24 protein-coding genes are annotated in these 26,366 nt (G+C 58.3%); 13 read left to right on the forward strand and 11 right to left on the reverse strand.

The window, feature by feature from the left end; translation table 11 throughout:
• The first annotated feature begins 64 nt into the window (after positions 1 to 64).
• The 7 genes from SGN16_RS28745 to SGN16_RS28775 all read left to right on the forward strand — a co-directional run bounded on the left by SGN16_RS28745 (position 65) and on the right by SGN16_RS28775 (position 9,127).
• Positions 65 to 520 (forward strand): T6SS effector amidase Tae4 family protein, encoded by a 456-nt coding sequence (locus tag SGN16_RS28745; RefSeq protein WP_134926465.1) that lies wholly within the window; start codon positions 65 to 67, stop codon positions 518 to 520.
• A complete protein-coding gene (locus SGN16_RS28750; protein WP_335944563.1) occupies positions 517 to 966 on the forward strand; it encodes a hypothetical protein in 450 nt (149 codons plus the stop codon). Before SGN16_RS28745 ends, SGN16_RS28750 begins: the two co-directional genes overlap by 4 nt.
• On the forward strand, positions 960 to 1,472 hold the full coding sequence (gene tssE, locus SGN16_RS28755) for a type VI secretion system baseplate subunit TssE (protein ID WP_335944564.1): 513 nt from the start codon (positions 960 to 962) through the stop codon (positions 1,470 to 1,472). Before SGN16_RS28750 ends, tssE begins: the two co-directional genes overlap by 7 nt.
• On the forward strand, positions 1,469 to 3,328 hold the full coding sequence (tssF, locus tag SGN16_RS28760) for a type VI secretion system baseplate subunit TssF (RefSeq protein WP_335944565.1): 1,860 nt from the start codon (positions 1,469 to 1,471) through the stop codon (positions 3,326 to 3,328). Before tssE ends, tssF begins: the two co-directional genes overlap by 4 nt.
• The gene (gene tssG / locus SGN16_RS28765; RefSeq protein ID WP_210642050.1) at positions 3,292 to 4,344 is read left to right on the forward strand and encodes a type VI secretion system baseplate subunit TssG; all 1,053 of its coding nucleotides are present in this window, start codon (positions 3,292 to 3,294) and stop codon (positions 4,342 to 4,344) included. The genes tssF and tssG overlap by 37 nt, the downstream gene beginning before the upstream one ends.
• Positions 4,337 to 7,015, forward strand: a complete 2,679-nt coding sequence (gene tssH / locus SGN16_RS28770; protein WP_210642051.1) for a type VI secretion system ATPase TssH — start codon at positions 4,337 to 4,339, stop codon at positions 7,013 to 7,015. The genes tssG and tssH overlap by 8 nt, the downstream gene beginning before the upstream one ends.
• Before the next feature lie 171 nt (positions 7,016 to 7,186).
• Positions 7,187 to 9,127, forward strand: a complete 1,941-nt coding sequence (locus SGN16_RS28775) for a type VI secretion system tip protein VgrG (RefSeq protein WP_335944566.1) — start codon at positions 7,187 to 7,189, stop codon at positions 9,125 to 9,127.
• A gap of 77 nt (positions 9,128 to 9,204) precedes the next feature.
• Here SGN16_RS28775 and SGN16_RS28780 read toward each other — a convergent pair whose 3' ends face one another.
• The 7 genes from SGN16_RS28780 to SGN16_RS28810 all read right to left on the reverse strand — a co-directional run bounded on the left by SGN16_RS28780 (position 9,205) and on the right by SGN16_RS28810 (position 13,624).
• Positions 9,205 to 9,468 carry a hypothetical protein gene (locus SGN16_RS28780; protein ID WP_335944567.1) on the reverse strand — a complete coding sequence of 88 codons (264 nt, stop codon included), beginning with the start codon at positions 9,466 to 9,468 and terminating at the stop codon, positions 9,205 to 9,207.
• Positions 9,465 to 9,770, reverse strand: coding sequence for a hypothetical protein (locus tag SGN16_RS28785; protein WP_335944568.1), 306 nt, complete (start codon positions 9,768 to 9,770; stop codon positions 9,465 to 9,467). The genes SGN16_RS28780 and SGN16_RS28785 overlap by 4 nt, the downstream gene beginning before the upstream one ends.
• Before the next feature lie 19 nt (positions 9,771 to 9,789).
• Positions 9,790 to 11,001, reverse strand: coding sequence for a PAAR domain-containing protein (locus SGN16_RS28790; RefSeq protein WP_335944569.1), 1,212 nt, complete (start codon positions 10,999 to 11,001; stop codon positions 9,790 to 9,792).
• Between the two features lie 121 nt (positions 11,002 to 11,122).
• A complete protein-coding gene (locus SGN16_RS28795; RefSeq protein WP_210642057.1) occupies positions 11,123 to 11,545 on the reverse strand; it encodes a GTP pyrophosphokinase in 423 nt (140 codons plus the stop codon).
• Positions 11,542 to 11,760 (reverse strand): hypothetical protein, encoded by a 219-nt coding sequence (locus tag SGN16_RS28800; protein WP_335944570.1) that lies wholly within the window; start codon positions 11,758 to 11,760, stop codon positions 11,542 to 11,544. Before SGN16_RS28800 ends, SGN16_RS28795 begins: the two co-directional genes overlap by 4 nt.
• Before the next feature lies 1 nt (position 11,761).
• The gene (locus tag SGN16_RS28805; protein WP_210642059.1) at positions 11,762 to 13,135 is read right to left on the reverse strand and encodes a PAAR domain-containing protein; all 1,374 of its coding nucleotides are present in this window, start codon (positions 13,133 to 13,135) and stop codon (positions 11,762 to 11,764) included.
• A 54-nt stretch (positions 13,136 to 13,189) separates the two neighbouring features.
• Entirely contained in the window at positions 13,190 to 13,624 is a 435-nt protein-coding gene (locus SGN16_RS28810) for a DcrB-related protein (RefSeq protein ID WP_135847818.1), read from the reverse strand.
• Between the two features lie 248 nt (positions 13,625 to 13,872).
• On the opposite strand from SGN16_RS28810, the gene SGN16_RS28815 reads away from it, so the two are divergent.
• The 3 genes from SGN16_RS28815 (at position 13,873) to SGN16_RS28825 (ending at position 17,123) form a co-directional block, all read left to right on the forward strand.
• A complete protein-coding gene (locus tag SGN16_RS28815) occupies positions 13,873 to 15,804 on the forward strand; it encodes a type VI secretion system Vgr family protein (protein ID WP_335944571.1) in 1,932 nt (643 codons plus the stop codon).
• Positions 15,805 to 15,822: 18 nt separating this feature from the next.
• Complete coding sequence (locus SGN16_RS28820; protein WP_210642061.1) at positions 15,823 to 16,257, forward strand: DcrB-related protein; 435 nt, start codon at positions 15,823 to 15,825, stop codon at positions 16,255 to 16,257.
• 392 nt (positions 16,258 to 16,649) lie between these two features.
• The gene (locus tag SGN16_RS28825; protein WP_339101911.1) at positions 16,650 to 17,123 is read left to right on the forward strand and encodes an SMI1/KNR4 family protein; all 474 of its coding nucleotides are present in this window, start codon (positions 16,650 to 16,652) and stop codon (positions 17,121 to 17,123) included.
• Positions 17,124 to 17,190: 67 nt separating this feature from the next.
• On the opposite strand, the gene SGN16_RS28830 is transcribed toward SGN16_RS28825, so the two are convergent.
• Positions 17,191 to 17,907 (reverse strand): class I SAM-dependent methyltransferase, encoded by a 717-nt coding sequence (locus tag SGN16_RS28830; RefSeq protein ID WP_339101912.1) that lies wholly within the window; start codon positions 17,905 to 17,907, stop codon positions 17,191 to 17,193.
• Between the two features lie 717 nt (positions 17,908 to 18,624).
• On the opposite strand from SGN16_RS28830, the gene SGN16_RS28835 reads away from it, so the two are divergent.
• From SGN16_RS28835 to SGN16_RS28845, 3 genes are all read left to right on the forward strand, one after another.
• Positions 18,625 to 20,316 (forward strand): trypsin-like peptidase domain-containing protein, encoded by a 1,692-nt coding sequence (locus SGN16_RS28835; protein ID WP_339101914.1) that lies wholly within the window; start codon positions 18,625 to 18,627, stop codon positions 20,314 to 20,316.
• A gap of 930 nt (positions 20,317 to 21,246) precedes the next feature.
• Complete coding sequence (locus SGN16_RS28840) at positions 21,247 to 22,500, forward strand: reverse transcriptase domain-containing protein (RefSeq protein ID WP_335944950.1); 1,254 nt, start codon at positions 21,247 to 21,249, stop codon at positions 22,498 to 22,500.
• 303 nt (positions 22,501 to 22,803) lie between these two features.
• Positions 22,804 to 23,661 (forward strand): DUF2971 domain-containing protein, encoded by an 858-nt coding sequence (locus tag SGN16_RS28845; protein WP_335944951.1) that lies wholly within the window; start codon positions 22,804 to 22,806, stop codon positions 23,659 to 23,661.
• A gap of 689 nt (positions 23,662 to 24,350) precedes the next feature.
• Here the strand turns inward: SGN16_RS28845 and SGN16_RS28850 are convergent.
• The 3 genes from SGN16_RS28850 to SGN16_RS28860 form a co-directional block, all read right to left on the reverse strand.
• Positions 24,351 to 24,626 (reverse strand): HU family DNA-binding protein, encoded by a 276-nt coding sequence (locus SGN16_RS28850; protein ID WP_003195589.1) that lies wholly within the window; start codon positions 24,624 to 24,626, stop codon positions 24,351 to 24,353.
• A gap of 192 nt (positions 24,627 to 24,818) precedes the next feature.
• A complete protein-coding gene (locus SGN16_RS28855) occupies positions 24,819 to 25,967 on the reverse strand; it encodes an FAD-dependent oxidoreductase (protein WP_210642067.1) in 1,149 nt (382 codons plus the stop codon).
• A 41-nt stretch (positions 25,968 to 26,008) separates the two neighbouring features.
• Positions 26,009 to 26,176 carry a rubredoxin gene (locus SGN16_RS28860; protein WP_003177199.1) on the reverse strand — a complete coding sequence of 56 codons (168 nt, stop codon included), beginning with the start codon at positions 26,174 to 26,176 and terminating at the stop codon, positions 26,009 to 26,011.
• Positions 26,177 to 26,366 lie beyond the last annotated feature (190 nt).

Raw genomic sequence — 26,366 nt, forward strand, 5'->3', positions numbered from 1 at the left:
GCCACGCGCCGGGGGTGTTTGGTGCTTGCTCGAATCCAATTCTTTTCCACCCGGTATCTGAGTCATGGCCAAGCCTTCGTTTGTCAATTTGTGGAAAGCGTATTCCGATCTGCTGGTGGCCCATCCTGATGCAAAACCTTGCGACGGTCCCTGGGCAAACCAATGTGCGATTCGCATGAGCATCACGCTCAATACCGAGCTGACCATCAAGGTCAACAAGTCCACCTACACCGAACCCAAGTGTGCCCATGAGCACGCCAGGGGCGCCGAATCGCTGGCGAACTGGCTGTGGAAACATCACCTGGGGCGCCCGTTGATCCTCGGCGGAACTGCCGCGGACCGACGCAAGCTGCAAGACAAGACCGGCCTGATTTTCTTCAAGGATTGTTTCCCGCAAGTGGGAGAGTCCTCGGAAAGTCGCACCGGCGATCATATCGACCTCTGGAACCGAGGCCTGACCCTCGGGTATGACGATCCGGCCTATCGATCTCGAGCGATCTGGTTCTGGGAGCTCCTATGACCAAGGCTCACTGCGCGATATGGCTCGGCTGCCTGCTAACCAGCCTGACCGCCTGTGCCCAGCAGCAATCCCCGTCGGCAGCGTCCACCGCAGCGGTGGAACATGTCGTCTCGATGGGCGGGCAAACCCTGGTGCTGGAGAACGACCAGGCGCGCTGCGCGCTGCGCAAGCCCGACCAGACCCTGATGCCACTCGACCTGGCGTGGCCCTGCCAGTTCACGGTCGATCGACAAGGCAAACCCCATGTCGAGACCTTCGGCAACGTGCCCATTGTCATCGTTGTCCACGTGGCCGGTGGCCCTCAAAACAATCAGGAATGTCGCTCCGAGTACCGCGCCATACGCCAGATCAATGGACAACTCGAGCCTTCGATAATCGCTCGCAATGCCAGCTGCATGCGCGGCACAGGTGACCAGAAGAATTACACGGGCCTATTCACTTGGTAACCGAAATCGCCACCCGCGATCGCCTGCAACCGTCCCTGCTGGACCGGCTGACCGACGACGATCCGACCAACCCGAAGGAAAGCGCCGACAAGCGCGTGCTCTCCCTGACCCAATTGAAAGCCTCGGTGCTGCGTGACTTGGCGTGGCTGCTCAACACCACGTCATTGCTCAGCGCCGATGCCACGCTGCATACCCCGGCGGGCACCTCGGTGGTGAATTTCGGGCTGCCGGCCCTGGCCGGTAACAGCGCCTCGAACGTCGATGTCTCGGCCCTGGAAACCTTGATCCACCAGGCCATCGCCACGTTCGAACCGCGCATCCTGCGCCACACCCTGCGTGTGCGCGCTCGGGCAACCGCCGAGATGAACCACAACGCCTTGAGTTTCGAGATCGAAGGCGATCTCTGGGCCCAGCCCGTGCCGCTGCGCCTGATGCTGCAAACCGACCTGGACCTGGAAACCGGGCACGTGCGGGTGGTTAACGCCGACCAGCGGAGGCGCCCATGAACCCGCGCCTGCTGGAGCTGTACAACCAGGAACTGCACCACGTGCGCGAAAGCGCGGCGGAGTTCGCCAAGGAATACCCCAAGATCGCCAGCCGGCTGTCATTGTCCGGCATGGACTGCGCCGACCCGTACGTCGAGCGCTTGCTGGAAGGCTTCGCCTACCTGACGGCGCGGGTGCAACTCAAGCTCGACGCCGAATACCCGACGTTCACCCACAACCTGCTGGAAATCGCCTACCCCCATTACCTGGCGCCCACGCCGTCGATGACCGTGGTGCAACTGCAGGCCGACCCGGACGAAGGCTCGCTGAGCAGCGGCTTCCCGCTGCCCCGGGACACGGTCCTGCGCGCCGCCCTGGGGCGTGAAACCCAGACCTGCTGCGAGTACCGCACCGCCCACGCGGTGACGTTGTGGCCGTTGCAGGTCAGCCAGGCCGAGTACTTCGGCAACCCATCCGCCGTGCTCGGGCGCCTGGCCGCCAGCGAACCGAAAGCCAAGGCTGGGCTGCGCATCACACTGCGCACCGGCGCCGAGCTGCCGTTCAACAGCCTGTCCCTGGACAACCTGCCGCTGTACCTCAGCGGGGCCGACGAGCAGCCCTTTCGCCTCTACGAGCAACTGCTGGGCAACACCTGCGCGGTATTTGCCCGCAAGCCCGGTGGCAATTGGGTCGAACGCCTGCCGCAAGACGCGCTGCGCTCACGTGGCTTCGATGATGCCGACGCCGCGCTGCCCGTAGTGCCGCGCGCCTTCCAAGGCTATCGCCTGTTGCAGGAATACTTCGCCCTGCCCCACCGTTTCCTGTTTGTCGACTTCACCCAACTGAGCCGCGCGGTCAAGCGTTGCGACGGCCAGGAGCTGGAGTTGATCGTGCTGTTCGACCGCCACGACCCAAGCCTGGAAGGCAGCGTCGGTGCTTCGCAGTTCCTGCCGTTCTGCACCCCGGCCATTAACCTGTTCCCCAAGCGTCTGGATCGCATCCACTTGTCGGAACGGGTCAACGAACACCACGTGATCGCCGACCGCACCCGGCCGATGGATTTCGAAGTGCATTCGCTGACCGGCCTCACCGGCCACGGCACCGGGCCGGAACAACCGTTCCTGCCGTTCTATGCCGTACGCGATCCGTCCCGCTACGGGCGCGACCAGGCCTACTACACGGTGCGCCGTGAGCCGCGCGTGTTGTCCAGCGACCAGCGTCGCAACGGTCCGCGCTCGACCTACATCGGCAGCGAAACCTTCGTCAGCCTGGTGGATAGCCAACAAGCGCCCTATCGCCACGACCTGCGCCAACTGGGCGTGACGGCCTTGTGCACCAACCGCGACCTGCCGCTATTCATGAGCGTAGGCAGCGGCAAGACCGACTTCACCCTGGCCGACAGTGCGCCAGTCGGCGCGGTGCGCTGCGTCGCCGGCCCGAGCCGCCCTCGCGCCAGCCATGCCCACGACGCCAAGGCCTGGCGGCTGATCAGCCAGCTGTCGCTGAACTATTTGTCCCTCAGCGAGCAAGGCCAAGGCGCCGCCGCCCTGCGTGAACTGCTGCGCCTGTACGGCGACAGCAACGACGCAGCGTTGCAATTGCAGATCGAAGGCCTGCGGGACGTCAGCAGCAAAGCCTGCACCCGACGCTTGCCGATGCCCGGCCCGATTGTGTTCGGGCGTGGCCTGGAGATCACCCTGGAATTCGATGAAAACGCGTTTCGCGGCACCGGAGTGTTCCTGCTCGGCGCCGTGTTCGAGCGCTTCCTGGCACGCTACGTGTCGATCAACAGTTTTACCGAGACGGTGATCCGTACCACCGAACGCGGCGAGATCATGCGATGGAAAGCCAAGCCCGGACGTCGTCCGACCCTGTGAGTACCCTGGACGCGATGCACCAGGAACCCTGGGAATACGACTTCTTCCAGGCGTTGCGGCGCATCGAGTGCGAATCCCCCGAGCTGCCGCGCCTGGGCCATTCCCTGCGCCTGGCCGATGACCCGCTGCGTCTGGGGCAACAGGCCGAATGCACCTTTGCCCCGGCCACCCTGGCCTCGGTGCAACCGGGCCTCGACGGCGCGCCGGCACGCCTGGAGCAATTCTTCTTCGGCCTCGGCGGCCCCAACGGCCCGATGCCGCTGCACATCACCGAGTATGTGCGCGAACGCCAGCGCAACAACGCCGACAGCACCAGCAAACGCTTTTTCGATGTCTTCCACCATCGCCTGCTCAGCCTGTTCTACCGGGCCTGGGCCGAAGCGCGGCCGACGGTCAGCCACGACCGCCCGGACGATGACTACTGGTCGGCGCGCCTGGCCGCCCTCAGTGGCCGCGGCATGCCGAGCCTGCTCAATCAGGGGCTGATCCCCGACACGGCAAAGCTGCATTACAGCGGCCACCTGGCGGCGCAAACCCGCTACCCGGACGGCTTGAAGGCGATTCTCAGCGAGTACTTCGGCCTGCCGGTGGAAATCGAAGAGTACGTCGGCCAATGGCTGGAACTGCCGGAGCGCAGCCGCGTCGGTGTCAGCGCCCATCAGTTGGGCACGGACTTCTGCCTGGGTCGCTACGTGTGGGATCGCCAGCACAAATTCCGCATTCGCCTGGGCCCGCTCAAGCTCGTTGACTACATGGGCATGCTGCCCGGCAGCCAACCGTTCAACGAGCTGGTGGCGTGGGTCGCCGAATACCTGGGCCATGAACTGGACTGGGACCTGAACCTGGTCCTGGAGCAGCCCGAAGTCCCGGCACTACAACTCAACGGTCGTTTCCGCCTGGGGTTCAACACCTGGCTGGGACGTCCCGAAACAGATGCCAACGATCTAATACTGGCCCGGCATTACGCCGAACAGGCCAACACCTCACAGACCTCAAGGAGCCATGAGCATGGGTGAAATCAGTCGCGCCGCGTTGTTCGGCAAACTCAACAGCGTGGCCTACAAAGCCATCGAAGCCGCCACCGTCTTCTGCAAGTTGCGCGGTAACCCTTACGTGGAACTGGCCCACTGGTTTCACCAGTTACTGCAACTGCAGGACTCGGACCTGCACCGCATCATCCGCCAGTTCAACATCGAGCCGGCACGCCTGGCCCGTGACCTGACCGAAGCGCTGGACCGTTTGCCTCGGGGTTCGACCTCCATCACCGATTTGTCGTCCCACGTGGAAGAGGCCGTGGAACGCGGCTGGGTCTACGGTAGCCTGATGTTCGGCGAAAGCCAGGTGCGCACCGGTTACCTGGTGCTGGGCATTCTCAAGACCCCGAGCCTGCGCCATGCGCTGCTGGGCCTGTCGTCGGAGTTCGACAAGGTCAAGGTCGAAGCCCTGAGCGAGCGCTTTGACGAATACGTCGGCGACTCGCCGGAAAACGCCCTGACCGCCAGCGACGGCTTCAATGCTGGTGCCGTGCCTGGCGAAGCCAGCGGCGCCATGGCCCCTAGCGCCATGGGCAAGCAGGAAGCCCTCAAGCGCTTCACCGTCGACCTCACCGAACAAGCCCGCAGCGGCAAGCTCGACCCGATCGTCGGCCGCGACGAAGAGATCCGCCAACTGGTGGACATCCTCATGCGTCGCCGGCAGAACAACCCGATCCTCACCGGTGAAGCCGGTGTGGGCAAGACCGCCGTGGTCGAAGGCTTTGCCCTGCGCATCGTTGCCGGTGACGTACCACCGGCCCTCAAGGACGTGGAACTGCGCAGCCTCGACGTTGGCCTGTTGCAGGCCGGCGCGAGCATGAAAGGCGAGTTCGAACAACGCCTGCGCCAGGTCATCGAAGACGTCCAGGCCTCGCCCAAACCGATCATCCTGTTCATCGACGAAGCCCACACCCTGGTGGGTGCTGGTGGCGCCGCCGGTACCGGTGACGCGGCCAACCTGCTCAAACCAGCCCTGGCCCGCGGCACCTTGCGCACCGTGGCCGCCACCACCTGGGCCGAGTACAAGAAGCACATCGAAAAAGACCCGGCCCTGACCCGTCGTTTCCAAGTGGTGCAAGTGGCCGAACCGTCGGAAGACAAGGCACTGCTGATGATGCGCGGCGTGGCCTCGACCATGGAAAAACACCATCAGGTGCAGATCCTCGACGAAGCCCTGGAGGCCTCGGTCAAGTTGTCCCATCGCTACATTCCTGCGCGCCAGCTGCCGGACAAATCCGTGAGCCTGCTGGACACCGCCTGCGCCCGCGTCGCCATCAGCCTGCACGCCGTGCCGGCCGAAGTGGACGACAGCCGTCGGCGCATCGAAGCGCTGGAAACCGAGCTGCAAATCATCGCCCGTGAGCACGCGATTGGCGTGGTCATCGGCACTCGCCAGACCCACAGCGAGAACCTGCTTAGCGCCGAGCGCGAACGCCTGGCCGAGCTGGAAAGCCGCTGGGCCGAAGAGAAAACCCTGGTGGACGAACTGCTCGCCACCCGCGCCACCCTGCGCGAGCGCGTCGGCGTGGTGGACAGCGAGGATGGCAGCGAGACCAGCCACGAACTGCGCGAGAAGCTGGTGGACCTGCAACAGCGCCTGACCGCCCTGCAAGGTGAAAACCCGCTGATCCTGCCGACCGTGGATTACCAGGCCGTGGCCTCGGTGGTCGCCGACTGGACCGGTATCCCGGTGGGCCGCATGGCCCGCAACGAACTGGAAACCGTGCTCAACCTCGACCAGCACCTGAAAAAACGCATCATCGGCCAGGACCACGCCCTGCAGATGATCGCCAAGCGCATCCAGACCTCCCGCGCCGGCCTGGACAACCCAAGCAAGCCGATTGGCGTGTTCATGCTCGCCGGCACCTCCGGCGTGGGCAAGACCGAAACCGCCCTGGCCCTGGCCGAAGCCATGTACGGCGGCGAGCAGAACGTCATCACCATCAACATGAGCGAGTTCCAGGAAGCCCACACCGTGTCCACCCTCAAGGGCGCGCCACCGGGCTACATCGGCTACGGCGAAGGCGGCGTGTTGACCGAAGCCGTGCGGCGCAAACCGTACAGCGTGGTGCTGCTGGACGAGGTGGAAAAAGCCCACCCGGACGTGCATGAGATCTTCTTCCAGGTGTTCGACAAAGGCGTGATGGAAGACGGCGAAGGCCGGGTGATCGACTTCAAGAACACCTTGATCCTGCTGACCACCAACGCCGGCACCGAGTTGATTGCCGACGTCTGCAAAGACCCGCAGAACGTGCCCGAGCCGGAAGACATCGCCAAGGCCCTGCGCCAGCCGCTGCTGGAGATTTTCCCGCCGGCCCTGCTCGGCCGCCTGGTGACGATTCCGTACTACCCGCTCAGCGACGAGATGCTCAAGGCCATCACCCGCCTGCAACTCAACCGCATCAAGAAGCGCGTGGAAAGCACCCACAAAGTGGCCTTCGACTACGACGACGCGGTGATCGACCTGATCGTCTCGCGTTGCACCGAAACCGAAAGCGGCGGACGCATGATCGACACCATCCTGACCAACAGCCTGCTGCCGGACATGAGCCGCGAGTTCCTGACCCGCATGCTCGAAGGCAAGGCCCTGGCCGGTGTGCGGATCAGCGCGGTGGATAACGAATTGCAGTACGACTTCAGCGACGCGGCTTGACGCTAAGGAACACTGTAAAACCCTGTGGGAGCGAGCTTGCTCGCGATAGCGCAGTCACATTCAACATCCATGTTGACTGACACACAGCTATCGCGAGCAAGCTCGCTCCCACAGTTGTTCCGGTGTCTTCAGGCAATCAGCGGCACAGCCATTATCACAATGAGATAACCGATGTTATTCAACCAAGCCTCGCGCCTGGCCAAGATCACCAGCCCCCTGGGACCTGAGGTGCTGTTGCTCAAGGACATGGGCGGCGGTGAAGAGCTGGGGCGGCTGTTCAACTACGAGTTGCAGCTGCATTCGCTGGACAACGCCATCGACCTCAACCAACTGCTCGGCAAGCCCATGTGCGTGAGCCTGCAACTGGACGGCGGTGGCGAGCGCTATTTCCATGGCATCGTTGCCCGCTGCAGCCAGAACGTCGACCAGGGCCAGTTCGCCAGCTATCAGGCCACCTTGCGTCCTTGGTTGTGGCTGCTGACCCGCACCTCCGATTGCCGGATTTTCCAGAACCTGACCGTTCCGCAGATCATCAAGCAGGTGTTCCGCGACCTGGGTTTTTCCGATTTCGAAGACGCCCTGAGCCGGCCTTATCGCGAGTGGGAATACTGCGTGCAGTATCGCGAGACCAGTTTCGATTTCGTCAGCCGCTTGATGGAACAGGAAGGCATCTATTACTTCTTCCGCCATGAGCAGGGCCGTCATGTGCTGGTGCTGGCCGACGCCTATGGTGCCCACACCCGCGCTCCGGGCTACGGGTCAGTGCCCTACTACCCCAAGAATGAACAACAGCGCGAACGTGACCACATTCACGACTGGCACCTGGCCCAGGAAGTCCAGCCCGGTTCGCTGGAGCTCAACGACTATGACTTCCAGCGCCCCAGCGCACGCATCGACGTACGCTCGGCCATGCCCCGTCCGCACACCGCCGGCGACTACCCGCTGTATGACTACCCCGGCACCTACGTGCAGAGCCAGGACGGTGAACACTACGCTCGCACTCGCATCGAGGCCTTGCAGACCCTGCACGAACAAGTGGAACTGGCCGGCAACGCCCGGGGCCTGGGCTCGGGGCATTTGTTCAGCCTCACCGGTTTCAGCCGCCAGGACCAGAACCGCGAATACCTGATCGTCGGCGCCCGCTATTACATTTCCCAGGAAAGCGGCGAAACCAGCGGTGGCGCGCCGTCGGCCCAGTTCGAAAGCAGCCTGACCTGCATCGACGCCCAGCAAAGCTATCGCCCGCTGGCGACCACCCACCGGCCTATCGTCAAAGGCCCGCAAACTGCATTGGTGGTCGGCCCCAAGGGCGAGGAAATCTGGACTGATCAGTTCGGCCGGGTGAAGGTGCATTTCTACTGGGACCGGCACGATCAATCCAACGAAAACAGCTCGTGCTGGATTCGCGTGTCGCAGGCTTGGGCTGGCAAGAATTGGGGTTCGGTGCAGATTCCGCGCATTGGCCAGGAGGTGATCGTCAGCTTCCTTGAGGGGGATCCCGATAGGCCTATCGTCACCGGTCGTGTCTATAACGCGGAACAGACCGTACCGTATGCATTACCTGCCAATGCCACTCAAAGCGGCACCAAAAGCCGCTCCAGCAAGGGCGGTACGCCAGCGAATTTCAATGAAATCCGCATGGAAGATAAAAAAGGCGCCGAGCAGCTGTACATCCACGCCGAGCGCAACCAGGACATCGCCGTGGAAGTGGATGAAAGCCACTGGGTGGGCCGCGACCGACGCAAGAACATCGACCGCAACGAAACCGTGCGCATTGGCGAAGACCGCCTGCGCGCCGTGCAGCGCAACGATGCGTTGCTCGTCGGCGGAGCCAAGAGCGACAGCATCAGCACCCAATACCTCGTGGAGGCGGGTTCGCAGATTCGACTGGTGTGCGGCAAAAGCGTGCTGGAGTTCAATGCCAGTGGCGAGATCAACATCTCGGGCACCGCGTTCAATATCTACGCCAGTGGCAACGGCAACATCGACACCGGCGGGCGTTTGGACCTCAACTCCGGAGGCGCCAGCGAAGTGGATGCCAAGGGCAAGGGCATCAAGGGTGTGATCGATGCGGCGGTAAAGGCGTTGTTCCCGGCTAAGGCCAAACGCTGAGGCTCACGGCCGGAACATCCGTGGCGAAGGAGCTTGCTCCCTCGCCACGGGTTCATCGTTACCAGACCTTTCGACAATCAGATGGCCGTACCGCGATTCGTTCCCGGCGGGACAATCAACAGCTCGTCCAGCTCGCGCCTTCTGCAACGGGCCACAAACGGCAGCGCGGCATCCGGGTCACGCCTGAACAGCTCAAAGGTTGCACGGTCGATTGCATAGTATTCCTCATAATCGACCATGCCGTTGCTAACCGGTATGGAGACGTAGCATCGACCCGAGTCCTGTTCGGTCCCCACGCAGAACCTATGGTCGCGGTGGACCAAGGCATCTTGAAATTTCACTCGTTTGTAAGCCGGTATTGACCGGGCTGCGTCCACGCGACTCGCAAATACTTGCCCCTCAGCAGTTGCTCGTCACGAAGATATTCGAAAACTTCGGAGGGGCACCATTCCTTGCCCGCCGAAAAGGCCACGCCCAATGAACGGAGCTCATCGAATACCCCAGCCTTCTGCTTGTTGTCCGCGACCTGCAAAACGTAGACATCTTTCTCTGCCGCATTGGAAAACCCGATCGCACGCAGGGACGAATCCAACGCGTTATCGATGACTTGAACACGAATCACGTCGCCGTCCGCTTTTTCCACGTACGCCTTCAGCCCATCATTAATCACTGACAAATACCTCGGTTAAAGTGGTAATACCGTCCGCATCCTTGGTAGGAATCGATTCGACAACCATTTCTGGAGCGCCTCCTGGCAAATGTTTGCCTGGCCCCAGGAAATATTGATTCCCTTCCATCGGACTTCTGGGCATGCGCCCTGCGACATCATCGACCTGCCTGATCTTGAATCCACCTTTAAGCGCATCTTTTTCCAAACCAAAGGCGCGTTCCAGTTCCGCAGCTTTTTTACCACTGATGGTCATCTTGGAACGACCCGAAATGTTCCCGATAACGTCGGTGATGCCTTTCTTATCAGAAACAAAAGTACCGGCCCGGCCAATCGTCGGGTATGCGTCCCACGCCGTCGGGCTAATGTTGAACCCTCGATTGTCCTTGAGCATCTGTTCTTGTCGCTGACGAGCCAAGATCGTCCGCTCGGCCGCCGTCATGGGCTTACGTGCCAGCTTCGGCCCGGCACCGAGAAGGGCCATCCCTGCCACGCCCTGAAACAAGTCCCGATAACCGGGGCCGAGACGATCGCCCAAATCGCCCAGCAGTTCCATGCCGGCATACAGCGCACCACCGACAGCCAAAGCGCCGAAGAAAGCGGCGGCGCCGGCAAAAGCCGCAAGCAACAAGGCTCCGCCCGCCGCCAACAGCCCCAACACTTCCAACCCGGTGTGCATCCACCCTTCGAGATCCAGGACAAACGCCACCGACACCGTTGGCCCACCGATAAACGTATTGGGGCTGCCGCTCTTGATGTGAGCGCCGCAGACCATTTTGCTGTGCAGGCGCGCCGCCGGTTTGCCGTTGATGAATACCGTGGCGCTGCCTTCGGCGATCAGCACCGGAAAGGGCCAGATCGGATGGTTCATCGGCAGCCCGGTGCAGGAAGACGCAGTGTCTTCGCCCGCCCTCATGGCATTGAGGTTGTTGATGTAGACGTTGAAGCTGCCCATTATCAACGCCCCCGTGGTGGGCTCGGGCAGATTGAAAATGGTGGAAAGGCCCTTGACGATCTGGAACATCGACAAGCCGCCCGCCGCAATCGAGCCCGCCATGATGGCCAGCGCCACGCCCCCCGTGGCAACGGTGGCGGCAACGACCGCTGCGCCGATCAAGGCGCCGGCCACGGCACCGGCGACCATCGCGGCCAACCCGAACCCATGGGCTATTTCGTCACCCAGACGTGCTGCTGCCTGTGCATCCATTGCGAAAAATCCAACTTACTGGTGTGTATGACTGCACAGGGGCGTTATCGATGCGGTCAGAGCGAACGCAGCGCCGGTCTTGCCGCGTTGTCCTTCAACGATCAGACGGCGGCGACATGATTCATTGCTCTTGCAGGTAACGCAATGCCCGATGATATTTCGCGGCGCGCTCCAGGTCCTTGTCTCGCACGACGGGCAGCCGGGTGAGGTCAAGATTGTCGTGGATGTCCGCTATTTTCACTTTGGTCGCCAGTGGATTGGGACGAATCCGGGCGATGAATTGTTCATAGGACTCGCCCTGGCGCTTGGTCAGGCAATCGATAGCCGTCACCGCAACCTCGGGAATGCCAAGCCCGCGCAGCTCATCCAGCGTGACATCACCGTCTTCGACCACATCATGCAACAGGCTGACCAGTTGCTCTTCAAGCCCGTCGAACTTCATCATCAGGCGCAACGGGTGGAGGATGTAGGGCTTGCCGGCCTTATCCACCTGGCCCGCGTGGACCCTTGAAGCCAGGGCGATTGCAGCGTCCAGAATGCTCATTGGCGATCAAAGCCCTTCTCGTATTGTTCTTTGGAAATCTCGCGACCATACAAGACGGCGTCGTTGTACAGCCTATTGTCCGCGGGAACCGATTGTTCGCTTTCGGCAGCACCGTAAAATTTCCTGAATACGGTCCCGGTGCGATGGTCCCAACGGAAGGTGACCTCTTCGTAGTCGTAGTCCAGGAACACATTCCGACTGGCGAAGGCACTCAATTCAATTCCCACCGTTCCCCCTGACTGCGTCGTAATAGGCCTTGCTCTTGTCCGCGATAGCTTGCGCCTGCGGACTGGCCTTGTCCAAGACCCGGAAGTCTTCGTAATACTTGTGGCCCAGTCCGCCAGGGACCTGGGTTTTTGCGGCGACGGCATTATAGGTGTCGTCCCCCAGCAACACCCGAGCCAGCGACTCTGGCTCCTTGGCGTAAATCATTTCCGGTGAGTTGACCTGTATTTCTCCCGGTATTCCTGCACGGGTCTGCATCGTGGAATTGACGCCGCTATAGCCCATTTCGTTAGCGGCACCGTCAATCACTTTCACGTTCGCGCCGCGCTTGCCGAGCTCTGCTGCAACAGAACTGATCTGGTCGGATTCGACGATGATCGTATTCCTGGCCAGGTCCTTGATCCGGGTCGCATCCCCACCGTAGTCGTTGTCGATTTTCTCTCGGGCACGCGCCTCGGACTTGATCGGCGCCTTGGCAACCTTGCCCCCATACTGGGCGGCGATTTCATCGGCGACGGTATCGATTTCCGCTTTGGCGGCCGGGGCTTTTGCGTAGACCTCTTCGAAGGTCTTGGGAGCCTTGGGGGTGCTGGCTGGCTTGCCCAGTTTCGCCAACTTCGGCCCCATGCCCAGCAAGGCCATGCCCGCCACACCCTGCAATAAATCCCGGTAACCCGGCCCCAGGCGGTCGCCCAGGTCCCCCAGCAGGGCCATGCCTGCCATCGCGGCACCGCCAATGGCGACGGCTGCAGCAAGGGCGGCGGCGCCGGCCATGGCCGCCAATACCAGCGCAGCAGCCGCAGCCACGATTCCCAGTGCTTCCAGGCCGGTATGCAACCAGCCTTCAAGGTCGAGCACAAACGCCACCGAAACCGTCGGCCCACCGATAAACGTATTGGGGCTGCCGCTCTTGATGTGAGCGCCGCACACCATTTTGCTGTGCAGGCGCGCCGCCGGTTTGCCGTTGATGAAGACCGTGGCGCTGCCTTCGGCGATCAGCACCGGAAAGGGCCAGATCGGATGGTTCATCGGCAGCCCGGTGCAGGAAGACGAAACGTCTTCGCCCGCCCTCATGGCATTGCGGTCGTTGATGTAGACATTGAAGCTGCCCATTATCAACGCACCCGTGGTGGGCTCGGGCAGATTGAAAATGGTGGAAAGGCCCTTGACGATCTGGAACATCGACAAGCCGCCGGCCGCAATCGAGCCCGCCATGATGGCCAGCGCCACGCCCCCCGTGGCGACGGTCGCGGCAACCACCGCAGCACCGATCAAGGCACCGGCCACGGCACCGGCGACCATCGCGGCCAACCCGAACCCGTGTGCTATTTCGTCACCCAGACGTGCTGCGGCCTGTGCATCCATCGCGCGCATCTACCTTACTGATGTGTATGACGGCTCAGTGGGACTTATCGATGCTCAGACGATTGGCGGCTGTGGCTTGAACGAATGCATCGCCAGCTTCCAGGCCGGCTCGTGGTAGGCGAAATCATTCGGTGTGGTGGTCAAGGTGGTGATCAGCACAGCGGGCTTACGCTCGATGAACACCTGGCGCAGCATCAGTTCACGCCCCTCGCGTTGCCAGGTGTAATCCAGCAACGTGGTGGTGTGCCCTTGCAGTACGGTGTCCCAGCGCTGAACCAGCTTGAAGCCCGGCAGTTGCTGCTCCGCGCTTTTGAGTTGGCGGTCCACGTACTCGGCAAAGGGAGCGTCGCCCTGGGTCGCATCGCGACTGATCACGAAACTGGCTTCTTTAGCGGGACCAACTGCTGGCAGCTTGAAAATATTGATGCTCTGATCCTGCCAGGTATCGGGGATCTCGAGATCGGCTTCTTGAATGCGGTAAGAGGTCACAGTAATCGCTTTCCATGGACGTGAGGTGACGCGCGAAGGAGCAGATATTCAAGTAATGCCTGGGAACAATCAAGAACCGGGTTCCTCTGCCCCAAGTAACGAACTACATTATGCGATCAGCGTCACTACTCTGGCGATTTCATGCCTGTGCACGAGCGCTCAAAGGTCGCGATTGCTTGATCTTCAACGTCAAAAGCCGGCAATCTTGCGCAGCGTCAAATGGACTGCGGCAGTAATAAGGACAACCGATGCTATTCAACCAAGCCTCACGCCTGGCCAAGATCACCAGCCCCCTCGGCCCCGAGGTTCTGTTGCTCAAGGACATGGGCGGCGGTGAAGAGCTGGGGCGGCTGTTCAACTACGAGTTGCAGCTGCATTCGCTGGACAACGCCATCGACCTCAACCAGGTGCTCGGCAAACCCATGTGCGTGAGCCTGCAACTCGATGGCGGTGGCGAGCGTTATTTCCATGGCATCGTCGCCCGTTTCAGCCAGAACGTCGACCAGGGCCAGTTCGCCAGTTACCAGGCCACCTTGCGTCCTTGGTTGTGGCTGCTGACCCGCACTTCCGATTGCCGCATTTTCCAGAACCTGACCATCCCGCAAATCATCAAGCAGGTGTTCCGCGACCTCGGCTTCTCCGATTTCGAAGACGCCTTGAGCCACTCCTATCGCGAGTGGGAATACTGCGTGCAGTATCGCGAGACCAGCTTCGATTTCGTCAGCCGCCTGATGGAGCAGGAAGGCATCTACTACTTCTTCCGCCATGAGCAGGGTCGGCATGTGCTGGTGCTGGCCGACGCCTATGGCGCCCACACCACGGCCCCCGGCTACGGCTCGGTGCCCTACTACCCGAAGAACGAGCAGCAGCGCGAACGTGACCACATCCACGACTGGCACCTGGCCCAGGAAGTCCAGCCCGGCTCGCTGGAGCTCAACGACTACGACTTCCAGCGCCCCAGCGCACGCATCGACGTACGCTCGGCCATGCCGCGCCCACATACCGCCGGCGACTATCCGCTGTACGACTACCCAGGCACCTACGTGCAGAGCCAGGACGGCGAACACTACGCCCGCACCCGCATCGAAGCCTTGCAGACCCAACACGAACAGGTCGAGTTGGCCGGCAATGCCCGGGGGTTGGGTTCGGGGCATTTGTTCAGCCTCACCGGTTTCAGCCGCCAGGACCAGAACCGCGAATACCTGGTCGTCGGCGCCCGCTACTACCTCTCCCAGGAAAGCGGTGAAACCGGCGGCGGAGCGCCGACGGCCCAGTTCGAAAGCAGCCTGACCTGCATCGACGCCCAGCAAAGCTATCGGCCGCTGCCCATCACCCACCGCCCTATCGTCAAAGGCCCGCAGACCGCATTAGTGGTGGGCCCCAAGGGCGAGGAAATCTGGACCGACCAATTCGGCCGGGTGAAGGTGCATTTCTATTGGGACCGGCACGACCAGTCCAACGAAAACAGCTCGTGCTGGATCCGCGTGTCGCAGGCATGGGCCGGCAAGAATTGGGGCTCGATGCAGATCCCGCGCATTGGTCAGGAAGTGATCGTCAGCTTTCTCGAAGGCGACCCGGACCGGCCAATCATTACCGGTCGCGTCTACAACGCCGAGCAGACCGTGCCCTATGACTTGCCCGCCAATGCCACCCAGAGCGGTATGAAAAGCCGTTCGAGCAAGGGCGGCACGCCGGCGAACTTCAACGAAATCCGCATGGAAGACAAAAAGGGCGCCGAGCAGTTGTACATCCACGCCGAGCGCAACCAGGACATCGTGGTCGAGGTGGATGAAAGCCATTCGGTGGGCCACGACCGCAACAAGAGCATCGGCCATAACGAAACGGTGACCATCGGCAACAATCGCCTGCGCATCGTCAAGCAGGAGGACATCCTCTCCGTTGGCCAGCGCAAGACCGACAGCATCAGCCAGAGCTACGTGATTGAAGTGGGCGAGAACCTGCGCCTGGTGTGCGGTGAAAGCATCCTGGAGCTCAACGCCAGCGGCCAGATCAACCTGAGCGGCGTGCAAATCAGCTTCTACGCCAGCGGCGATGCCGAGTTCAACACTGGCGGCGTGCTGCACCTGAACAACGGTGGCGGCCCTGGTGCCACGCCGGACGGCCAAGGCGTCAAGGGCAGCATCGACGCCAACATCAGTGCCGCGTTCCCCAAGGGCTAACTTCGAGATTTATGCGCCATGACTTACCGCCTCAATGAATTCCAGCTCCAGTTGCCGCCAAGCGAGTTGCTGGACGCGACGATCAACATCCTCAAGTTCCCCGAACTGGGCACGTCCCTGATCATCAGCCGCAGCATGCTGGCCGAGGGCGAAACCCTGCAAAGCAACCTCGACGACCAACTCAAGCGCCTGGAAAAACAAGTCCAGGACCTGCGCTGCCAACCGGGCGCCACCCTACGCGTGGGCGCCAACCAGGAAGTCGAGGCCATCGAACTGCGCAGCCAGTTCAACAAAGGCAATGAAAAGGTCTTCCAGTTCCAGCTGGCCCTGGTGCTGCCCGGCACTCGCAAGATGCTTGCCTTGAGCTACGTGAAAGCCGAGAAACTGGGTGATGCCGAAGCGGCGCATTGGGCGACGATCAAGGGTTCGCTGGTGTTCGACATCCCAGCCTGACACCCCAACCCTGTGGGAGCGAGCTTGCTCGCGATAGCGGTGGGTCAGCTTGCGGCGATGTTGAATGTGGCGCCGCCATCGCGAGCAAGCTCGCTCCCACAGAGGATCGGCGATGACCGGGATGCTGAGGGCATCACCGCTCCCACAAGGCAGATTGGCAGTGGTTGGGAAGTTGAAAATGGGGGGAGGGGACGGAACAAAAAGTACCTGCCCTGGGTAAGATGTCCTGCCGGTTGCCTGAACAAACCGACGCGGATCAAACGCCAGAAATGGCATTCATGAGCATGCCGTAACCCACAAGGACACAGATGCAATGGAGGGCATCACATTGCTTGAACACACGTTCCTCAGCCGCCCTACCCGCCTGGCGATGCTCATGATTGGGGATTTCGATGCTTGAAAACAAATTCTCAGATTACGAAAAGGCCATTACCCCAGCAGATCTGGACCATCTGGAATCCGTCATCGGCAAGAAGCTACCGGCTCCCTTTCGGAACCATTACCTCAAGTACAACGGCGGCATGCCGGAACGGGCTTATTGGGTCAGCGAAGATTTTTTCGACCCCATCGAAGTCGCCTCTTTCAGGCCCATTGCCTACGGTGAGCCCACGCTGCTGTCCACCTACCAACTGATGCTGAAGAAACAAGTTCTTCCTGCACATCTCCTTCCTTTCGCGGACGACCTGGGCGGCAATTTCTTTTGCTTGAACCTTGATTCGGGAGCCATCAGTTATTTCACGACTGACACTTTTGATAGTGACCTTAGTCCAGAAGAGAACCAGGCCGAATCCGAGAAACCTATTTGCTCGAATGTCCTCCGCTTCGTTCAAGGGCTGATCGATGAGGAAGATTTGGACGAGGAATAAATCAGCGAACGCCACAAGAAACCCGGCGCCTTGCGTCGGGTTTGTTTTAGCTCACGAACCTATCGCCTCAGCCCGTTTTGCACGTCAACCAAGCACTCCAGAACAGGCTGCTGAAGAAGCGGGTGGCGTCGCCGAACCCGGCCTCATGCAACAGTTGCTGAACCGCCGCCTCGGAATGCGGAGGGTCGGCGCCTTGGAGAATTTTCCCCAGTTTGACCTTCACTTCCTCCGGGCTTGCGCCATGCTGCCGCCAGCGTTGGCCCCAGGCCGCCAGCAACAACGGTTGGCTGGCGTAAGCGTATTGATTCCCCGCAACGATCAGCGGCGCACCCGGCTTGAGATGAGCCCGGATAGATTGAAATATCTGGCGCTTGGCATCATCGCCATCGAGATGATGGAACACACCGATCAACGTCGCGGCATCGTATGACTCATCGGCTACCAAATCCTCGACACGCCCAAGGTGCAGGCGGGTGCGTTCGAGCAAATGGTGCGCCTCCAACTGCTGCTTCGCCGCCTCCAGCATCGGCTCGGAGGGATCAACAGCGGTGAAGCGCCAACCTGGCTCCAGCGACGCCATCGCAATAATCTCCTGCGCCGTACCGCCGGCGCCCACCACCAGTACTTTCGCCGAGCGTGCAGGGCCGAGGCTTGCCGCCAGCATGCACGCCGCCAGATCCTGGCAGGCGTCATAGCCGGCCAGGGCGATGCGGCTTTGGCGTGCGTATTCATTGGCCCGTGATGTATCGAATTTTTCAGCTGAGGTGAGCGGGGATGATTTCAAGGCGGTTCTCCATGTCCTCGAATCAAGCTACGTCACCCCTTGTGATAATAAAAATTCATTAATTTTATGCGCCGCATTCCCATCAGGAATGCTTGATTCAAACTTGATCCGTGTTCATTGCCTGCAAAGCTAGGCAGGACAAGCTCGATCTTGCCAGCCGCCCCCCTCCCATTTCCTATCGTCATAACCCAAGGTTGCAGTTATCGCCCCAGGGTGAACACCCTTTTTTGGAGAAAGCAATTATTCGCGCCAGGCAGCAAACGGCCGATTCTGTTGAAAAAGTCGGCCATGGTTTCCACGGCAGAAAAGTACGCGCTTGAGATTGAAATCTTTACTTTGAGCAGAGGATTCCGGGCTCAGATTTCGCATAGCTGCGTGCAAAAAAGGCGTTTTCAGCAGTCAGTATGCGGGCAGTCTGGAAGGACCGACTTTTTCAACACAATCGGCCAATAGCTGCCATTCGTAACCGGCAGCAGTCCACCATCAGCTGCCGGCAACGCCTTAGGATACGCGATCGACTCACTGAGGTTGACCACGAAGTCGGGGCCTCGGTCTGCTGGCTAATTGCTCTTGCGATCCAGGAGAAGCTGAAGTAGGCTCACTTGGCCTCCATTCGGGTATTAAATAGGGTTGTTCAAATGCGACCCGGCTCAAAAATGCTACAAGCAACATCCCTTTGCGACTATGGGGAATTATCTTTAAGCGATAGGGTGAAATATGAATGGAGGTTTTTTCCTCAACTTTACGACCCTCAATCCGTACACCACACCTGCAGACCTGGCAACACTTCTTGGGACGGACTACATAAAAATCAAGCATTTTTACTACCGCGGAGAAATGAAGCGGCATTATCTTGCTTTTGAAATTTCGAAGAAAAGTGGCGGAAAACGCAAAATATTGGCACCGACCGACAAGCTTAAAACTATCCAAGGGCGGATAGCTGGCTTGCTTTCTAATCTCTACAAACCGAGAACGCCAGCCAAGGCATTTCTAGTTGGACAATCAATTGTTGCTAACGCCCGGCCTCACTGTAGAAAAAAATACGTCTTCAATATCGACTTGGAAAATTTTTTCGGAACGATCACTTTTAGACGTATTCGAGGGATGTTAATGGCGAAGCCCTATTCGCTGTCCCCAGAGACCGCATCAGTAATTGCTCATCTAACGACTGTAGATGGCCTATTGCCCCAAGGCGCTCCAAGCTCTCCAGTTATATCGAACATGATATGTGCAAGTTTAGATAGAGAAATTTACTCATTGGCGAAGCGTCATCGCGCAGTCTATACACGTTATGCTGATGATATTACGCTTTCATTCTACACACCAATAGAGTATGTGCCTAGAGAGCTCGTGGAGTGGCGTGAGTTAGACGGCAGACCTAATCATTACAACAGTAAGGTCGGGCGTGAGCTTGCTGCTGTAATCGAAACTCAAGGATTTACAATAAACGAAAACAAGGTCAGGTTGCAGGGGGGGCGTGAGCGGCAACTCGTGACTGGACTCGTAACCAATCAAAAACCGAATGTGCCGAGGCCATACATTAGAAAAACCGCAGCCTTGGTACACTCAGTAGAAAAGTTTGGCTTAGAGGTTGCCACCTCGATTTTTAAAGAAAAAAACCCGAACTCGACTGCAAGTATTGAGACGCACCTACAAGGGCGATTGCTTTATATAAAACAAGTAGTTGGCGAGGAATCGAAGGTCTATAGGAGACTTGCCCAAAGATATAACATGCTACCGATCAAATCCAAGGTTCCCAATACACCAATAGACACTCCTGAAGACTCCGATAATTTTAAAATCGGTAAATTCATAAAGGATAAATGCTGGATAATTGAAATTAACGAGAAGATAAACGGCAAGCTAGTCAATAGTCAAGGTAGCGCATTCCTAATTGGTGGTCGCTTGCTGGTAACTTGCGAGCATGTGCTTGCTGAAAGATTTGATGATGGCGAAAGAATTGAAGTTAATGAGTGCTTGATAAGAAGGATGGGGGACGAAAATATTTACGAGGCAAAGGTCATCATTCGTAGTAAAGACCTTGATATTGCGATACTGAAAATCGTAGACCCTCCCGCTGGTCTAGAGATGTTCTCGCTGGAGGATATCAAAGAGCCAAATATCGGTGATCGAGTGGCGGTCCTAGGCTTCCCGAACTTCAAGGAGGGTAGCAACGACGTTGGAGTTTTGAAGTGCAGGCTTACTAACAAGTATCCATTAAGTGATGTGATGCATAGTGAGGTTGACAAGACATTGTATTCCGGCAATAGTGGCGGCCCTGTTATTAACACGAGCTATCACGTAGTAGGGATTGCAGCTCAAGGTGCCGCTGGAAATCCTGAAGGCAAGAACTCGTTTATTAGAGTTTCAGAGTTAAAAAAGTATCTAGACAAGAGCGGATTAATATAGCCTGCTGATTCCAGCCTAACGCGGAAACAGATTAGATCGGCTTTATTGTTTTAGACGCTTCTGGTTTCGACCGATCCATAAGCATTGGAGCTTGCGCTTTAGACGAATATGGCCTGCATTCAGGGCTCTCTCTTCCGCGATATTTTACGCGACCAGTCTTGTGACCCCGTTCCTCATCCTATCGTTTTTTGCATAAAGAGCCGCCAAATAGATGGCTTTTGGCCGGATGGCTGATTAACATCGGGATGCCTCGCCTGCTTGCTGGTGCAGCCGCCTCACCGCACTGAACCAAGTTTGACAGACGCCAGCCATCTCTCTTCGGAGGTTGCTGTCCGGGTCGCGACCAAGATCGCCGTTAAGGCTTCGCGGTCTCCCGAAGGTAAAGAGCACCGCTCGACTGCTGCGTTAATAACCGTAACTCTGTCTGTACGTTGGGGTCACCAGACGGTTAGCAGCTTTATTTTCAGCGCGGTGTTCGATGTTCAGCTGCACGGCGTGCGTTTGACCTCGAAACCCAAAAAGGTACGATTTGCGCCTTGGCGTGGCCTTCGGAGGACAACAAGCGATCGTGCAAAAACGTGCCAACCTGGCGCATAGCGCGAGTTTAACCGCGAGGCCCAAAAAGCTACGATTTATCGTGTTTTGACGGAATCTTTGGGGGTAATAATGCGTTTATGCAAAAACGTGCCAGCTTGGCGCTCGCCGCGTCACGGAGTTTCGTGACTGCGATCAGCCTCGCCTGCTTGCTGGTGCAGCCGCCTCACCGCACTGAACCAAGTTTGACAGACGCCAGCCATCTCTCTTCGGAGGTTGCTGTCCGGGTCGCGACCAAGATCGCCGTTAAGGCTTCGCGGTCTCCCGAAGGTTGAATGTCCCATGTAGCAGTTGGGTGAGAGTTCACTGGTGTCTCCCAACAAACAAGGAGTTTTTGTGACCTCGTCGCTTTACCGTAGGATCTATAGTGGGGATTCGTTGTATTCGGCTTGGAGGAAGGTCAAAGAAAGCGCCTTTTCTTCATCATCCGAAACTATCCGAAACGAAGCCAAAGATTTCGAGAGCCGGCTCCCTCGGTCACTTTCCGACATCCAGCGCGCGCTATCCAAGAAGACCTTTGCCTTCCAAAAGCAGACCGGCGTGGCAAAAACCAAAGCCAACGGGAACTCTCGCCCGATTGTGCTTTCACCTATACCCAACCGGATCGTCCAACGGGCTCTACTTGATGTGTTATCTCGTATTAAATTCGTGAAAGATACGCTGGCTACCCCCACGAGCTACGGAGGCATAAAAAACAAACGGGTTTCGATGGCGATAGCCGATACCAAAGCAGCCATTGCAAAAGGAGCCACCTACCATATCAGGTCAGATATCGCCGAGTTCTTCACTAAAATTGACAAAAACCGTGTGATGGCACTCGTAGCCCCTCACATCACCTGCCCTGACACAATTGCATTATTCCGAGCTGCTATCACTACTGACCTCGCGAACATTGACTTGCTTCGACGCCAGCGTCTTGCTGAGATTTTCCCTATCGGGGTGGAGGGTATAGCACAAGGATCTCCTCTATCCCCACTAATAGCCAATTTGTACCTGCAAGACTTTGACAGGGCCATGAACGATGGTGACGTCACCTGTTTGCGATACATCGATGACTTCCTAATCCTCGGGAAGGACATGGGCTGCGTGGATCGCGCTTTTAACAAAGCACAGGCTGAGCTCAAAAAACTATCACTTGAAGCATACCGGCCCTCAGCAACTAGCGATAAAGCTTCAAGGGGCCTTACAGCCAAAGGATTCGATTTCTTAGGCTGCTTCGTCTCGGCAGGACTGGTCCAGCCATCTACAACTACCAGGGAGCGATTCAAGGAGCGGATCAAATCCGATTTAGACGCATCTATACGCATGATGAAATTCAGTATTGAAGCTGGAGATATATCCCCAAAAGGATCCTATTCTGGGGCGTTACAGAATATCGACCGAGTAATCCTGGGTTGGGGAAAGGCCTTTTCCTTTTGCAGTAATGGCCAGTGGGTAAAAGGTTTGGATGACTACATCACAGCTGCATTGACGCAGTATGAGATGGAGAAAGCGAATCTCTTCCAAAAAGCAAATGGCACGGCCCAGCGTAGGATGTTGGGGGTAAGGCTGCTTGCAGCGGTCCACTCGGAGACTAGAGAAACAGAGTGAACGCTTGTGGCCGATTTCTGCCTTTCGCGAAGGGCCGCAGCCGACGCGAAGCTGCCTCTTGATTTTGATATTGGTCATGCTTTCCCTACCGTGGACAATCGAAGCGGCATCATGCGTGCGTCCTGTGGGTACAACAACCGGTGTGCCTGCTCAGTCGTCACTATGCCGTCTTGCGCAGCTTTATATGTCATCTTCCTACTATTGCGTCATTATCGCTTCCTATGATATTCATGCGGTCTAAGCCTTTGATCTTTTATGTATTATTTAAGTATTAAAATAAAATATATTGGAGGTAGCTAGAACATGAGTAACGATGATGGAGCGACTTACTACAAGTATCGTGGGTGCTTCAATAGGACTTGGGACATAATTACCAATCGGGAATTGTATTTCTCGCTACCTCAGAACCTGAACGATCCTCTAGATGCATCTATTGATATTCAGTCTGAATATGAGCGCGCGAAATTACATGTCTATGAGACAGATACGCATCCCGAAGGGCGTCGATCATTTCTAGTTACTATGCTTGACAGTATTAGAAAGGGGGTGGATGAGAATGGCAAGGATATATATTTAAACCGAGCCCTCTATCTATTCATGCAGACTATAGGTGTACTTTCACTGTCGAAAACTTCCCATGATGCGCTGCTTTGGTCCCATTACGCAGACGGCCATCGAGGAGTATGCCTCGGATTCAATTCGGAAATTCTGCAGATCGATGGTGTCACTGGTATGGGGGACGTGAAGTACCTAGCTAATCCGCCCTATATGGAAAAATTTTTGGAGCTAACTGATGAGTTCGGTGAGTTCTGCCGGCCTTGGGACGGATTGCATTTTACTGAGGAGCAAGGGAAGAAATTTTATAACAAACAGGTTGACGCAATGCTTGAGATAGGACTGTACACAAAATCCGAGGATTGGAGGTATGAGAAAGAGTTTAGGTTGACGTCGGCCCCCGGAAACCGCTCATTTCCGAGCACCGCATTAGTGGAGATTATTATTGGCGCTAAAACATCGCAGGCTGACGAGGGGAAAGTTAGAGAGCTACTTTCCAGCCCTGACTACGCTCATGTGAGGCTGAAGAAAGCCTTTAACATCCCCGGCACGTTTAGTTTTGGCTCTCGGTTGATAGATTTACAGGAACTGGAAAATCAAAAATAGTATTTGTTTATTTTTTGTAGGTGACTGTAGTAAAAGGCAAGGGTACTGGTTTGCGATGGCGATGGCGATGCCGCTGTATGCGCTGCTGACGTGTCTGAAAGCGAAGCACCGAAGCTTGCTAGCACCACCGCCTGATTGAACGAGGGATATGGGAAGCCACTGCTTCCTTCAGCGCTATGAGTGTCCGCTTTTGGCCGATTGTGTTGAAAAAGTCGGTCCTTCCAGACTGCCCGCATACTGACTGCTGAAAACGCCTTTTTTGCACGCAGCTATGCGAAATCTGAGCCCGGAATCCTCTGCTCAAAGTAAAGATTTCAATCTCAAGCGCGTACTTTTCTGCCGTGGAAACCATGGCCGACTTTTTCAACAGAATCGGCCGTTTTCTGCCCCTTACCCGCCATACTTAGATTCGATCATCTAATCTAGGTGCTAACCGGCCCCACGGATGGCGAACTCTCATGGGTGGTAAAGCCCCAAAACGGTAAACGCACTCTGTACAGTAGAGTCACATCAGCCGTTTACGACGGTTGCGCCACCGAGCGGGAGCAAGCTCTCTCGCCACAAACTGCGAGGCTTGGGCACTGAGCCCAGCCCTGATGCTAAAAAAAACCCATAAAAAAGGGCACCCGACTCCATCGGCGTGCCCTTTCTTATTACCACTTCTCCCCCAACCGAGGGACGCGCAGCAATTACGGATTAACGCTGTCCTTCAACGACTTGCCCGGTTTGAAGGCAACGGTGTTGCTGGCCTTGATTTTCACAGGCTCACCGGTTTGTGGGTTTTTGCCGGTGCGGGCGCCGCGGTGGCGCTGCAGGAAGGTGCCGAAGCCGACCAGGGTGACGCTGTCCTTGCGGTGCAGGGCGCCGGTGATTTCTTCGAGAACGGCGTTGAGGACGCGGTTGGCTTGTTCTTTGGTGAGGTCTGCTTTTTCCGCGATGGCGGCGGCGAGGTCTGGTTTACGCATGAATGAAGCCCCTTTTGACGGTTTTTTTGTTGTTATGTCTGAGCTGTTCTCTTCGGAACAGCCCCTAAGGCGCCGCAGGCTCTACTCTGCGGCAGACGGGAGTGAGGATGGCACGGGGCCGCAAGCGGCGCCAGTGTCCGGGCGACCTTTGAGGCACCAAAAGTAGGGTTTTTGCGACAGAACGACCAGTATTTATGCCAGCAGGGCCGGAAGCTCTTTGTTCAGCGCCAGTTTTTCCATCACCGCTGCACCGGTCAGGGCGTAGCCCAGCAGGTTGCCTTGGGCGTCGCGACACAGCGCCTTGATGTCGGCGCCCTGCCCTTCGACGCTCCACACGCCTTCGCGGCCGCGTGGCGGTGGCGAGACCACCAGTGGACACACCGGGGTTTTCACGGTGATCGGCATGGCGCCATAGCTCACGGTGGTCGGGTTGCCGGCCAGGGTTTGCGCCAGGGCGCGGGCGCAGCTCATCAGGGGCATGACGTAGAGCAGGTTCAAGCCGTCGACCTCGGCGCAATCGCCCAAGGCGTAGATGTTGGCATGGGAGGTTTTCAGCTGGCGGTCGACTACCACACCGCGATTGACCACCAGGCCGGCAGCAGCGGCCAGATCAATGCGCGGGCGCAGGCCGATGGCCGAGACCACCAGGTCGCAAGCGATCACTTGGCCGTCGGACAGGTGCGCCTCCAACCCGTCGGCCACCCGTTGCAGGCGGTTGAGCACCGGCCCCAGGTGGAACCGCGCGCCGAGGCTTTCCAGCCCGGCCTGCACGGCAGCGGCCGCCGCCGGGTGCAGCAGCGTCGGCATGACTTGCTCGCATGGCGCTACCAGTTGCACTTCGTAGCCGCCCAGGATCAGGTCGTTGGCGAATTCGCAGCCAATCAGGCCGGCGCCGAGCAGCAACACCCGGCGCTTACCGGCGGCCGCTGCGCGAAAGCGTGCGTAGTCTTCCAGGTCGTTGATGGGGAAAACCAGGTCCGAGGCATCGCCCTGCACCGGCACGCGCACGGTTTCAGCGCCCCAGGCCAGGATCAGGTCGCGGTAGTTCACCGTTTCTTCGCCGATCCACAAGCGCTTGTGGCCCGGGTCGATGCCGCTGATGCGGGTGTGGGTGCGCACTTCGGCCTTCAGTTGCTCGGCCATGGCCCCGGGCTCGGCCATGCTCAGGCCGTCGGCGTCCTTGTTTTTGCCAAAGCCTGTGGAGAGCATGGGTTTGGAGTATGAGCGGCCATCATCGGCGCTGATCAGCAGCAACGGGGTTTCGCTGTCGAGTTTGCGAAACTCCCGGGCCAGGTTGTAACCGGCCAGCCCGGTCCCGACGATGACGACAGGTGCGCTCATGCTGCTCTCCATAGGGTGCTCTCCATGCAGGTAGGAAACGATCAGTTGATTTCGATCATTTCGAAATCCATTTTGCCGACGCCGCAGTCCGGGCACAGCCAGTCTGCCGGTACGTCTTCCCAGCGGGTGCCAGGTGCGATGCCATCATCCGGCCAACCATCGGCTTCGTTGTAGATCAGCCCGCAGACGATACATTGCCACTTCTTCATTCAGGTACTTCCTCAGGGGTCAGGCATTTGCCGGTATGCTCGGCTCGCTCAAGGCGCTTTTCCGGCTCAGGGCGTTTTGTACTGATCGGTCGTCGCAGATGCAAGCATGATCGCGCGTGCCAGCGGCCAGGGCCGTTAAAATCGACGACCGACATGGTAAGCTCGCGGCCTCATTTGCTGCCAATCAAGA

This window comes from Pseudomonas sp. G166 (assembly GCF_037027455.2).
In the GTDB taxonomy this organism is placed as follows: Bacteria; Pseudomonadota; Gammaproteobacteria; order Pseudomonadales; family Pseudomonadaceae; genus Aquipseudomonas.

Coding starts and splice junctions, on each gene's coding strand:
- SGN16_RS28745 (WP_134926465.1), top strand. CDS start 65: ATGGCCAAGCCTTCGTTTGTCAATTTGTGGAAAGCGTATTCCGATCTG.
- SGN16_RS28750 (WP_335944563.1), top strand. CDS start 517: ATGACCAAGGCTCACTGCGCGATATGGCTCGGCTGCCTGCTAACCAGC.
- tssF (WP_335944565.1), top strand. CDS start 1,469: ATGAACCCGCGCCTGCTGGAGCTGTACAACCAGGAACTGCACCACGTG.
- tssG (WP_210642050.1), top strand. CDS start 3,292: ATGGAAAGCCAAGCCCGGACGTCGTCCGACCCTGTGAGTACCCTGGAC.
- tssH (WP_210642051.1), top strand. CDS start 4,337: ATGGGTGAAATCAGTCGCGCCGCGTTGTTCGGCAAACTCAACAGCGTG.
- SGN16_RS28775 (WP_335944566.1), top strand. CDS start 7,187: ATGTTATTCAACCAAGCCTCGCGCCTGGCCAAGATCACCAGCCCCCTG.
- SGN16_RS28790 (WP_335944569.1), bottom strand. CDS start 11,001: ATGGATGCACAGGCAGCAGCACGTCTGGGTGACGAAATAGCCCATGGG.
- SGN16_RS28795 (WP_210642057.1), bottom strand. CDS start 11,545: ATGAGCATTCTGGACGCTGCAATCGCCCTGGCTTCAAGGGTCCACGCG.
- SGN16_RS28805 (WP_210642059.1), bottom strand. CDS start 13,135: ATGGATGCACAGGCCGCAGCACGTCTGGGTGACGAAATAGCACACGGG.
- SGN16_RS28815 (WP_335944571.1), top strand. CDS start 13,873: ATGCTATTCAACCAAGCCTCACGCCTGGCCAAGATCACCAGCCCCCTC.
- SGN16_RS28820 (WP_210642061.1), top strand. CDS start 15,823: ATGACTTACCGCCTCAATGAATTCCAGCTCCAGTTGCCGCCAAGCGAG.
- SGN16_RS28825 (WP_339101911.1), top strand. CDS start 16,650: ATGCTTGAAAACAAATTCTCAGATTACGAAAAGGCCATTACCCCAGCA.
- SGN16_RS28835 (WP_339101914.1), top strand. CDS start 18,625: ATGAATGGAGGTTTTTTCCTCAACTTTACGACCCTCAATCCGTACACC.
- SGN16_RS28845 (WP_335944951.1), top strand. CDS start 22,804: ATGAGTAACGATGATGGAGCGACTTACTACAAGTATCGTGGGTGCTTC.
- SGN16_RS28850 (WP_003195589.1), bottom strand. CDS start 24,626: ATGCGTAAACCAGACCTCGCCGCCGCCATCGCGGAAAAAGCAGACCTC.
- SGN16_RS28855 (WP_210642067.1), bottom strand. CDS start 25,967: ATGAGCGCACCTGTCGTCATCGTCGGGACCGGGCTGGCCGGTTACAAC.
- SGN16_RS28860 (WP_003177199.1), bottom strand. CDS start 26,176: ATGAAGAAGTGGCAATGTATCGTCTGCGGGCTGATCTACAACGAAGCC.